Source organism: Bradyrhizobium sp. Mp27 (assembly GCF_029953005.1).
GTDB lineage: Bacteria > Pseudomonadota > Alphaproteobacteria > Rhizobiales > Xanthobacteraceae > Bradyrhizobium > Bradyrhizobium barranii.
In genome coordinates this window covers 1-10985 of sequence record NZ_JASAUS010000194.1, presented here as the reverse complement: position 1 = coordinate 10985, position 10985 = coordinate 1, and the positions used below count along the sequence as shown (strand labels likewise).

At 58.9% G+C, this 10985-nt stretch carries 8 protein-coding genes and 3 pseudogenes; 4 read left to right on the top strand and 7 right to left on the bottom strand.

The genetic code is table 11. The annotated features are described in order from the left end of the window. Positions 1–44 precede the first annotated feature (44 nt). Positions 45–667 (bottom strand): annotated as a pseudogene (locus QJT78_RS44415) (IS66 family transposase); the annotation flags it as partial. 88 nt (positions 668–755) lie between these two features. After that, complete coding sequence (locus QJT78_RS44410; protein WP_026312792.1) at positions 756–1244, bottom strand: hypothetical protein; 489 nt, start codon at positions 1242–1244, stop codon at positions 756–758. 508 nt (positions 1245–1752) lie between these two features. Here QJT78_RS44410 and QJT78_RS44405 point away from each other — a divergent pair. Continuing rightward, positions 1753–1947, top strand: a pseudogene (locus QJT78_RS44405) (transposase); the annotation flags it as partial. A 954-nt stretch (positions 1948–2901) separates the two neighbouring features. Here the strand turns inward: QJT78_RS44405 and QJT78_RS44400 are convergent. The 3 genes and pseudogenes from QJT78_RS44400 to QJT78_RS44390 form a co-directional block, all read right to left on the bottom strand. Beyond that, on the bottom strand, positions 2902–3117 hold the full coding sequence (locus QJT78_RS44400; RefSeq protein WP_018647863.1) for a hypothetical protein: 216 nt from the start codon (positions 3115–3117) through the stop codon (positions 2902–2904). A 589-nt stretch (positions 3118–3706) separates the two neighbouring features. Beyond that, positions 3707–4012 (bottom strand): annotated as a pseudogene (locus QJT78_RS44395) (HigA family addiction module antitoxin). Positions 4013–4063: 51 nt separating this feature from the next. Then, on the bottom strand, positions 4064–4363 hold the full coding sequence (locus QJT78_RS44390; protein WP_014498049.1) for a type II toxin-antitoxin system RelE/ParE family toxin: 300 nt from the start codon (positions 4361–4363) through the stop codon (positions 4064–4066). 453 nt (positions 4364–4816) lie between these two features. Between QJT78_RS44390 and QJT78_RS44385 the strand changes: the two genes are divergently transcribed. After that, on the top strand, positions 4817–5134 hold the full coding sequence (locus QJT78_RS44385) for a hypothetical protein (protein ID WP_011084451.1): 318 nt from the start codon (positions 4817–4819) through the stop codon (positions 5132–5134). A gap of 17 nt (positions 5135–5151) precedes the next feature. On the opposite strand, the gene QJT78_RS44380 is transcribed toward QJT78_RS44385, so the two are convergent. Further along, on the bottom strand, positions 5152–5598 hold the full coding sequence (locus tag QJT78_RS44380; protein WP_018647864.1) for a tyrosine-type recombinase/integrase: 447 nt from the start codon (positions 5596–5598) through the stop codon (positions 5152–5154). Between the two features lie 340 nt (positions 5599–5938). Here QJT78_RS44380 and QJT78_RS44375 point away from each other — a divergent pair, with 340 nt between their 5' ends. Continuing rightward, the gene (locus tag QJT78_RS44375) at positions 5939–6295 is read left to right on the top strand and encodes a hypothetical protein (protein ID WP_014498051.1); all 357 of its coding nucleotides are present in this window, start codon (positions 5939–5941) and stop codon (positions 6293–6295) included. A gap of 1392 nt (positions 6296–7687) precedes the next feature. Here the strand turns inward: QJT78_RS44375 and glmS are convergent. Next, the gene (gene glmS, locus QJT78_RS44370; RefSeq protein ID WP_028154023.1) at positions 7688–9514 is read right to left on the bottom strand and encodes a glutamine--fructose-6-phosphate transaminase (isomerizing); all 1827 of its coding nucleotides are present in this window, start codon (positions 9512–9514) and stop codon (positions 7688–7690) included. Between the two features lie 1332 nt (positions 9515–10846). Between glmS and QJT78_RS44365 the strand changes: the two genes are divergently transcribed. Continuing rightward, the coding region (locus QJT78_RS44365) for a GDP-mannose 4,6-dehydratase (RefSeq protein ID WP_281460632.1) at positions 10847–10985 on the top strand (139 nt) is incomplete at its 3' end.

Genomic DNA, 10985 nt, shown 5'->3' with positions numbered 1-10985 from the left:
AACCAGAACACTGACTCTATCTCCCATCGGCCGTAGCGGGCTGCTCACGATCGTCTGAATTCAGTGCTCACGATCGCGCGAAATCGATGCTCACGATCCGTGAAATCCGCAGTCTGCAGCAGTGTTGCGATGGTCGCCCAGGTTCGTCCGCCGCCGTCGCTGCCCGCGAACAGGCTATTCTTTCTTGTAATTGTCTGCGGTCTGATGGCGCGCTCGACGATGTTGGAGTCGAGCTCGATGCGGCCGTCGAGCAGGAAGCGTTCGAAGATGGCACGGCGCGAGACAGCATAGCGGATCGCCTCGGCCAGTTTGATTTGCCGGAGATCCGCCGCAAGGTCTGCTGCCAGAGATCGAAGAGATCTGCGACGACAGCCGCGGAGGCTTGCTGGCGCGCGGCAACGCGGGCGTCGGGGCTTTGACCGCGCACGGTCTTCTCGACCTGCCAGAGCTTCGCCATCCGCTCGAGCGTCGCCGTTGCCACTTCCGAGCTCCCTGCAACATGCAGCTCATAGAACTTGCGCCGGCTGTGTGACCAGCAGCCGGCCAACGTGATGCCATCATCGCCGCGATCGGATCGCGCGAGCTTGTTATAGGCGGCGTAGCCATCCACTTGGAGGATGCCGCGATAGCCATTGAGATGCCGGACGGCGCATTCGCCGGCGCGGCTAGGTGAACTCGCCTTGCTGGTCCTAGGCGCTACAGCGAAATCTGGCCATCTTAGCGCTCCTGCTGCGGCGAGGGCGGCGGCACCTCGGTCAAAGTGTCGGCGTCGCGGTCGTAAGCGCGTAGTAAACGCTGGCCTGGCCTCGCCGGCGGCGCAGCCGGCGGACGTTGTCGAAGCCCTGCCCCAAGTGGGGCGGCACTGGATCGCCGGCCGCGTGCTCTGCGCAGCGGGTTTCGAGCCACCCTTTGTTGGCATGCAGCCGGCCTTCCGCGCCGCAAATCTCGCAGGTGCAGGCGGAGCGGGCGACGGCCAGGTCAACTGCATGGCCGATCGCGGACTCGGTGGACTTCGAGGCTTCGGTGTCCCAGTCGACGAGCAGGATGCCCATCTTCTGCTTGATGCGGACGAATTCGAAGGTCTCGCCGTCGCGGAGCGCGACTTCGATCCTGCGACAGAGCCGGACCAGGATATCCTGCCACCCTCGCTCGCAGTGCGGGTAGCCGAACGAGCGACTAGGCTCCTCGGCCGTCGTGAGGAACAGACGCGGGTGCCACAGCATGAGGTCGCGGCGCCAATCCATGTCATTACTTCCCCATCTCATTACTCCCGACCTCCAGGCTGGAGGGGCGATATCGACAAGAACATCGTTCGCGCGATCGTACCGCCTGCAGGTGACCTTATGACCGACGACGCGCTGCAGAATGCAGATGTTCTCCAGCCCCGGACACCTCTCGACGGCCGTGCCCTGGGCATGAGTCTCGCAGCGGATGCCATCCCCCTCCGAGCTCGATCTCGATGGTGAGGTCCGCAGCAGGTGAGCGCGCGCGGAGAATCGCGATGCACATGGCGCAGATGGGCGCGGGCCGCGCCGATACGCCGGTGGAGGGGGCGCCGCTCGATCGAGTTCGACCCGCGTGACCTCGGGATACTCGAGCCCATCACGGAGGCGGCCGCCAGCTACTAACTCGAGCTCTCGGCTCTGGAATAACATCGGCCTGCCCGCACTTCGTGCTCCCGGTGCCGCTGTCCCGATGGTCGCACCATACTCCACGATGTAGAACACCGCAGCGGGAACGTTGGCACCGAGACATCTCACCAATTTGCTCGATCGCCTCAACGAGGAGATCAGGCGGCGAACCTATGTCGTGCGAATCCTCCCCAATGCCGAGAGCTGTTTAAGGCTGGTACGGGCGCTGACCGTCGAGCGCCATGAGGCCTGGCTCGAGGACCATCGCCATCTAAACATGGATCTGCCGAAGGAGCACAAGGAGGCGCTACGCCGGCGGCCTGACGATGCTCAGGCCCACCAAGGGGATGCACGCCCCCCTCTCCGCCGCCGTCGCTCGCCAGGGCTACGCTTTTGCGCAAGCGAGCGACGGCGGCTCCGAGGGGATGGCTCGGCCGGATCCCATAATCGATTTTGCTGAACTTGACGCACAGAACTGCCGATCCGGGCCGTCGTCGTGGTGCGGCTGCCGCTGATCGTAAGCGAGCCGAACGCCTTTCGTCTGCGGCCTGAACGTCTTTATTGTCTCCACGGCAAGCGGCCCCGTGGGCCGCTTTTCGTTTTGTGAATGGGCGCGCAGTCTCGTCAGCTTTCAGTAAGCTAGTCCCAATAATTGGTTGTTGGGTTTAGCGGGGGTGGCACGGACATTGCTGGGGTTTCCAGAGCAGTGGGGTGGAGTGTCACCTTCCGCTAAACTCACCAGCAGTGCGGATGCGGCAGGTGCTTCAACTCAGCCCCCCTGGTCGGTCGGCACCGTGTCGCGCCCACTGCTTCTAAATCACGGGCCATTCCCGGTTCTGTAAGTTACGCTCGTTCTGCGAGCGATGACCTCCCGGTCAGCTTCTTCCGCTGCTTTGAGGCTGGCCGTGTGGGGGTTAGCGGCGCGTGGCAGGGACAGCGCTTCCCCTGTGTATGCGTGGGGGTTACTTGAGCGCCGAGTCACGTGACCGCTAACTATCGGCAGTGCGGGCGGGGCAGGGACAGCGTCCGCTCCGGCGCAACCGAACGGCGCCGAGTCTCACCCGCACTGCCTGCGATCTGAGGCTGATCCCCGAGCCCCGCGAGGCTGCAACCCCGGTTCTGGTAGTTGTGCCACGGCTTTTTGCGATGAATGTATCCCACCGTCAGCTTCTTCCGCTGTTTGAGGCTGGCGCGTGGTAGGGAGAGCGCTTTTTCTCCAAGCGGGCGCCGAGCCACGTGGCCGCTAACGTTCCCGCTGTTTAGGTCGCGGCTACCACCTTGTGCGGCCTGTCGACCCGGGACCGGTATGATCCTTTAGGCCATCGATCACCTTGAGCGCCACTTCGAGTTCATCTCGAAGATGCTTCGTAATCCGCAGTCCGCTCGCAAGCTCCTCGCGGCTGATTTCCGCGCCGTGGGCGACTTTTTGTTCTAGGTCGCGTATAGCGTGGTCGATCTTGTGCAGCGAGAACGTGCCAAGCATCATTTGGCTCCGTCCACGATTAAGGGTCGGTCATCCGGCCGCGCGGGTAGGACCCACAACGTAAAAATGCGTCCACTACATGGTTGAGTAAAGCGGGTGGCGTTGGGGGAAAATCTTTTCCCATCTCGCGTCTGAGCGCCTCGAATTCGGCTAAGGTCGAAAGAGGGCACTCCGCCACCGCGTCCATTTTTGAGCAGATAACTTCAACCCGGAATCGCCGAGCGGCCAGCTGCTCTTCAGTTCGCTGTGGCCCGTAGGTGTCTTCTGCCGGGGTATGGCTTGGCCTACGGGCGTAGTCCGTGAATGCTTGGATTGCCGCCCCCACATCGGTCCTAGGCACGGCGGTTACTCCTATGAGCGGAGCCAGCTCGAACAGTTGCGGGCCGAGCGCTTCAATATGACATGCACGCGGGGCGCGGCACCCCACCGGTACTGGTAGGTGCTCTCCAGTTCTTCTCCACCATACAATGGTAGCACCTTGGGGAATTTGAACCTCTCGGGCGTAAAGGTGGCCAGCCCCTGTCTTCGAGGACGGGCTGGCTACCATCGCTTGCGACACCGTTTGGGCGACCCCGCACCCGGACTCGTCGCCCTAAGCCGGTTCCAGCATCTTGATCTCGCTGACATCAACTTCGCGTCGGCGTGCCACGCATCGGGGGCTGCCTGCAAACGAAGCTAGATGGCCGGGCCGTTGCCGACCGGCTTTCCAATCCGGGCGGCCACGTTCGGACTGACCGGCTTCTTCTCCGCGAGGATGTCGTGCAGATGCTGCCTGGAATCCCAGCGCTTCTGCAATCTCGGTCTTAGACTTCCTGATGTACTGTAGAATTTCATCAAGGACGGCGCCCGGATGAGACGGGCAGCGGTTAGGATCGCGCTTAGCCTTCTGCTCTGCCATTGATGCTCTCCAGCATGTCGGAGCCCTCATGGCTTATTCGGTATTCTGCGTTCAGTGGTACTGTTCAAAGTCAACCTTGAATGCATCGCCTCCTTCAAACTCGAATGTGATGCACCACGGGCCATTGATGTGAATCGTGTAGCGCACGGACTTTCCGGCCAGCTTGTGGAAATCGTTGCCTGTCAGCTTCAGTTCGGAACTGTTGACGGCTTCGTTGAGCGTATCGAGACGAACTCCTATAGCGCGACAATCAGGATGAGAGCGCGATGCGCTTGTGCATTCTCTTGTCGACGCAGCCGGTTCGCCGCTAGTGGCGCGGCCATACTGCCTAAGATCACAACTGATCGCCAAGCGCTGGCTACGACCAATCCTGGTAGTTGTGATAGGGGCGTTCGCCGAATATGCATCCCGGTTAGCTTCTTCCGCTGCTTGGGCTGACCATGGTGAAGTTAGCGGTGAGTGGTAGGGACAGCGCTTCCTCGGTTCACGTCAAAGCGCCGAGTCACGTGCAGCTATCTACTGTGGGTCCGAATGGGCGGTGACAATCAACACTCGAAATCTTCGGCAGATCACAGCCCTGCGGTCGCAAGCGCTTGAGGTGCTTGCAGCCAATCAGGCCCGGGCCGCCGATCAGTCTTTGAGCCCGGCAGATCGCCAAGTCGCGACGTTTGATGCCGAGGAGGCTCAGGCAGTGTTGGGCATACTCGATAGCGTGAAACTCAACCTGGGCCGAAGGAGGCAGGCAAGATCGCTGCACGCATACGCGCTCTTCTAGAGGGCGTCTCGTGGGCGCTGGCGTGTTTGGTGCCTGATCATGATTCGGTTCCCCGTCAAACCAAAACTCAGATACTACAGTGGCGTGAACCGAAAGTTGCAGCGCAAAAAAAGCGGGTTTATAACGCGGTTGCGCATCGCGCCGCCAATCACCTTAATACCCAGATCGCGAACAATGAGAGCGACACCCAGCAATATATGTTCGCTAACATCGCTTACGATATCGGCGCTTCGACGGATGACGTGCGATCTGCCCTTTCAAACGGCGGGTACAACGGCGTAACATTCATGGGCATTAGCGCAGAGGAGCGGACAGCACTGGCTCGATACAGACGAGAGGGGAGCTGAAGTGTCGCAGAAGTTTGCTAACCGGTGATTGTGATTAAATGCTTTTCAATCCGCTGGAATCGCTTCTCGCTTCTCTTCGAACATATGCCATCGCGCATAGACGCATGAACGATGGTCGCGGCTGTACGCCTGAGGTCATGGGGCGTAAAGGCTACCAGCTCATTGTCTTCCAACAAGCGCCGCACAGCCTGGCTCATACAGTGGCTCGCAAGCACCCCAACGCTTTCGAAGCGACTGGCAACGACGGGTCTGTTGCCTTGGTCCTCTCCCTTCTCTGGCTTGCCGATCTCCAAGGCCGCCTCGATCAACTTGACGGCAGTCGGGAAGAGCGGGACTGTGTGCTCCGCTTTCTTGTTCTTCGTCCGTACAGCGGGAATGATCCAGTGGGGCTTTTCCCCGTGTAGGCCGTGAAGCTCGGAACGCATCATGCTCGCGACTTCGCCCCGGCGCTGGGCTGTCAGCAATACGGACTTTCAGCGCCAAGCGCGTTCCATCCGTGATGCCCGCTTCCTCATCGTTGAGGATCGCAAAGAAGGCTTCAGTTCGTCGAGTGTTAGAACGCGGTCCTTCTCGACTTCCTTGCCACCAACTTTCTTCATGCCGTGCAGGAAATTCTCAGTCAAATCTCGCGGTCGTTCGCATACCCCGCAAATGGTGCGGATATCCGCTTAAGCAATCCCGATGAGCAAGTGCTACCAAATGAGATAGGTTCGACATGTTGCCGGTTGTGGTACTTTCCGAAGCTCTTGGTCGGATCTAGACCACGCAGCGAGCTGCGATCCTGTTTAGACGGAGAGACGTTGAATGACCGCGAGAGGTCCCGAATACGAGAAACGCGAACGGAAGACCCATCCAGAGCCCGAACGGGCCGCCCAGGCTTCAGCCTCTGAAGCGGGAGGCACCACGCACGATGTTGGAGAATCAGCGAGGGCTGCATCAAGCCATTCATTTGCGTCTCCGGAATGGAAAAAATCCCTCGAAGAGACAACAGACCTGTTCGCTGCGGCGTTGAAGGACGGGTCAAAGCTGGCTGCTTCCTCTCTGCACGCTCAGGTCAATCTTCTGAAGAATCTTGCCAATTCCAAAACTCCCTCGGACGTGATGAAGTGCCATCTGGATTTCGCGGAGCAGTTCTGGTCGAAATCGTTCAGCAAAGGCTGAGAGATAAGATCATTTAGAGCGGGCCGTCATCTGCGGCTAGCTGAGCAATTCGCCAAGCGTGAAATAGGGTCGATGGCGCTCTATTACCTCCGAGGTGAACGCACCTTTGGCAAGCCTGACAATCACCCCAGTCCAGCTTCGCTACTTGCTCGACTACCCATGCGAATGCTCCTCCTCGTGAGGCTCAGTGATTCTGAGATGGAGATGGTCGAGCTCGTGATTGCGTAGTTTTCGAGCCTCAATCGCGCACAGCGTGTTGGAGAACGGGTGCGCGTCCGAAGGGAGACGATCGATTAAAAGGCCCGCTTGCCTGCTGTTCAATACGCCAGCGAAATTTCTGTGTGCTTAGCAGGTCGGATGAATGCCGCCATCGCGTACAGGCCGGGCGTGCAAGAGAATGCGCTGGGCCGTGATGGGCAGCACGTTGTCGGGGCAATTTGGCGGCGCGAGCGTGAGCCTGCAGTCCGAAGTTCGGCGGGACCAACTGGGACGGACAGTGCCCCCGTCGGCCATCAGTTTTCAGACCAAAGCGAACACCTTGACCCTGTAGCCCGCCACGAAGCGCCTGCAGAATCTCCGATTCTCGATTCGGCACGACCCTTGCTCGGTCCTGGGCAGCATCACCGAGTCTCCAGATGCGGTAATGTTAGGGGCGGGCTCGTCGCTTCTAGCGCCTGGTCCGCCCCGCCGGTTTGCTGTGAGGCGAGGTGAGTCAGGATGTTCAAGTGGTGGCGCTCATCTTCGCTCGCGCTCGTCGCCGCCGAGTTAGGAACGGAAAGTGCACCCGCAGCTCCGGAGTAGTAGGCGGCGATATCGAGCCGCAAGACCGTGGAACAAACATGCGCACCGGAACAGTAGTGTCGTACAGCGTTGAAAAGGGCTGGGGTTCATTCGGCCTGACTATGGCGACGGCAAGGATTTGTTCGTGCACATATCGGACCTTCGCGGCTGCGCAGGGGCTGATCTGGTGTCCGGCACGCGCGTGACTTTCGGTATTCGTTTCAATAAACAGCGCTCGAAGTACAGAGCCGTCGAAGTCAGGCTGCGCGCTCCGGGGCATGGCGACCAGTGAATCCGATTGATGGCGACCACCATTTCCGATCGATGACGACCACCTGTTCCGGTCGATGGCGACCAGGGCAACAGGGCTGTGGACGGGCGTGATGAACGCCGTCCCAGTCGTGCAACATCCCGGATCGCCCCTAGGCTAGTCGATTCTGCTATACGAGGCTGATGGCAGCATCAGCTAAGTTCACCAAAACCGCACGACAGCTACGAGCGACCCGGATTGGGAACTTGTCGGATTCCGTCCCCGCAGAACCTAGGCCACCAAACCCGCGCCGAATGGCTCGAGGCCGAGACCTCAATGCTTTGATACTAACTTCTCCAGCCTCATTCCACCGTGACCGATTTTGCAAGATTACGCGGCTGATCCACGTCCGCCCCCCTTGCGACCGCGGTATGGTAAGCCAAGAGCTGGACCGGAATGGCATAGACCAGCGGCGTAAAGCTTGCGACCATTGCCGGCAGCACGATGGTCAGGAGCGTGTCTACCATCGCTTCAGACGCACCCTTCGCATCGGTGATCAGGATGATCTTGCCGCCCCGAGCGGCCACCTCTTGCATGTTAGAGACGGTCTTCTCGAAGACCTCGTCGTAAGGCGCGATCACCACCACAGGCACAGCCTCATCGATCAGTGCGATCGGGCCGTGCTTGAGCTCGCCGGCGGCGTAGCCCTCTGAGTGGATATAGGAAATTTCCTTCAACTTGAGCGCGCCCTCCAAGGCCAAGGGGGCCGATGTGCCACGACCGAGATAGAGTACTGTCCTCGCGCCGGCGATATAACGCGCGAGCTTCTCAATCTGGGGCTCGACCAACAGGGCCGCAGCAATCAATCGCGGCACCTCAATGAGCTCGCGCACGAGCTGCGATTCATCGATTTCAGACAGCTTACCCCGCTCCTTAGCTGCTCTGACGGCAAGCACCCCCAATACCATCAGCTGGCAGATAAATGCCTTGGTGGAAGCGACGCCGATTTCTGGCCCTGCCAGGGTAGGCAAAACGGATTCGCTCTCGCGCGCAATCGTCGACGTCGGTACATTAACCACAGATATCGTATGCAAGCCCTTGCCCTTGGCGTATCGCAAGGCAGCTAATGTGTCAGCGGTTTCGCCCGATTGCGAGATGACTATTGCGAGATCGCCTCGGCGCAAAGGCGCCTCCCTGTAGCGGAATTCAGAGGCTACATCGACGTCGCAAGGCAAACGCGCGAGCCTCTCGAACCAGTATTTGGCGATGTGCCCAGCGTAGCTAGCCGTGCCGCACGCAGTAATTGAAATGCGCTGAATGCAATTAAAGTCGAAGGGCAACGCGAGCGGCAGGGCGACGCGTTTGGCCGCAACATCGAGATAATGCGCCAATGTCTTGCCGGCCACTGTCGGCTGCTCGTGAATTTCTTTGGCCATGAAGTGGCGGTAATTCGCTTTGTCCACAAGGAGCGCTGATACGCCAGATTTTGATGTTTCCCGCTGGACGATAGAGCCGTCTGCACCATAAATCACGCACGTTGCGCGCGTAAGCACGGCCCAGTCGCCGTCTTCAAGGTAGGTGACGGTGTCGGTCAAAGGTGCGAGCGCAATTGCGTCCGAGCCTAGATACACTTCGCCGCGACCATGTCCGATCGCGAGCGGCGAGCCCTTGCAAGCACCGATCAAAAGATCGTCGTTCGCTTTGAAAAGGAATGCCAACGCGAAGGCACCACGCAGTCGCGGCAGTGACGCCTGTACCGCATCCGGCGGCGAGTAGCCATTCTTGAGATAGGAATCGACGAGATGCGCCACTACCTCGGTGTCCGTCTCCGAGTTAAAGCCGGCTCCATTCCGCTCCAACTCGGCTCGCAGCTCGCGGAAATTCTCAATGATCCCGTTATGAACGACCGCGACATTCTCCGTCGCATGCGGATGAGCATTGCTTTCGGTCGGCTTTCCATGAGTCGCCCAGCGGGTGTGACCGATGCCAGCATGCCCCGACGGCGGACAATAGCGCAGCTGCTCCTCAAGGTTCCTCAGCTTACCTTCGGCGCGGCGGCGCTCGATCCGGACTCCTTCGAGAGTTGCGAGGCCCGCGGAATCGTAGCCACGATATTCCAATCGCCTGAGCGACGCGACCAACTTATCAACGACCGGACCACGGCCCAAAATGCCAACAATTCCACACATATCAATCCATGCAGCCCAGCTTCAAGAAGTCTGACGTTCCTCCAACAGGAGCACCGTCGCAAACTTCGTTTGCCCAAAGGTAACAGGTTTAGGTTCGGGATTTTCAGCGGGCGCCTTTATCACCGCCGCATTCTCTGGCCTCATTTAGATCTCCCGGCCATCATCGCTTCGCCCAGCTAGATTCCGCTTTTGGCTGGCCGATCGAAGAAACACTGCGATGCCATCGCCATTGGCGTGACTGCCTGAAGCAGAATCAGATGCGCTAGTGCGCCTGCACGGCGCATCCAAGTCCGCCCAAACAGGCTCGCTCGACGGCCTCACTAACTGTCGCCGGCGCAACAAGCCGCTGCCAAGATGTATCAAATAGTCTCGCTCCATAGATTGAGGGCATTCGAACAGAACGGAAAGCCAATTATCCTACGGTGAAGCAGGTTATCTTGCTTGGCTCACTCTCACCGAGGAGCCATTTCAGGACGCAGTTTGTGTTCTCAGAAGAAGCGAGAAGCGATGCCAGCTTGCCGGGCACGGTCAATATGGCAACAACTGAGTCCTCGCGTCTCACTAATCATTCTCCCGGGCGAGTGACGCTTCGTCTGGGCTTCGCTCCATTTCAGACAGAAAGATGAGATCTGCCCACGTTCCGCATAGTCCCTGCTCATCTCTTTGCGCAGCTGCTCCCGACTTGCTGGAAACACACTTGCGATGAGGGTTTAAGAGACTTTTCATGATTGGACAGAGGCAACTTATGCCCGGTCAAGTTAGAGGACTGGCATCAAAGCTCCATTGTACGAACGTAAGATTTCGATATCGAAACGTTACAAAGTCTATACCAACGTTTGCCTTTCTTTCTCATTCTGTTTTGCATCAGGCCGTCCATTGCCTACCCGCAATTAGCAAAGCGGCGCTGATTATGAGCCGCGAAGGCTACGTCTTCTAGTCGGAAGTCTCACCACGTCACTCTTCCGCGCCATGAGGGACCAAACGGAAAACATACCTGCGCGCGTGGAAAGATAAGGACCCCAGAAATATCGCGAGGAGGCAAAGCGCCCCCGAGCGCGTCTAACAGGGCCTACCATCCATCCCGCCTGCTTGGGATCGTCGCCGTTGCGAGGGTTCGCTCGACTTTCATCTTTGAAGCTCATGCGCCGGCATCATTCAGTCCACCTAAATCAATGTATATGGTGTGTTTTCCTGAGTCCGGTGTATGACTTGGCTTGCCGAGCGTATCCTTTAATTGCGATGGAGCGCGCATCCGCATATCGATCTTTTCGAGAAGCGGCTTCGCAATGATTTCTCAGAGTGCAGCTCTTTCCGGTGCAACTAAGGAAGACCATGACGGTTCGCAACTCAAAGGGGCGTGTCGCTCTCATCACCGGCGTGACCGGTCAGGACGGCGCCTATCTCGCCGAATATTTGCTGTCGCTCGGCTATGTCGTGCACGGCATCAAGCGGCGCTCGTCCTCGTTCAACA

Coding starts and splice junctions, on each gene's coding strand:
- QJT78_RS44410 (WP_026312792.1), bottom strand. CDS start 1,244: ATGGATTGGCGCCGCGACCTCATGCTGTGGCACCCGCGTCTGTTCCTC.
- QJT78_RS44400 (WP_018647863.1), bottom strand. CDS start 3,117: ATGATGCTTGGCACGTTCTCGCTGCACAAGATCGACCACGCTATACGC.
- QJT78_RS44375 (WP_014498051.1), top strand. CDS start 5,939: ATGACCGCGAGAGGTCCCGAATACGAGAAACGCGAACGGAAGACCCAT.
- glmS (WP_028154023.1), bottom strand. CDS start 9,514: ATGTGTGGAATTGTTGGCATTTTGGGCCGTGGTCCGGTCGTTGATAAG.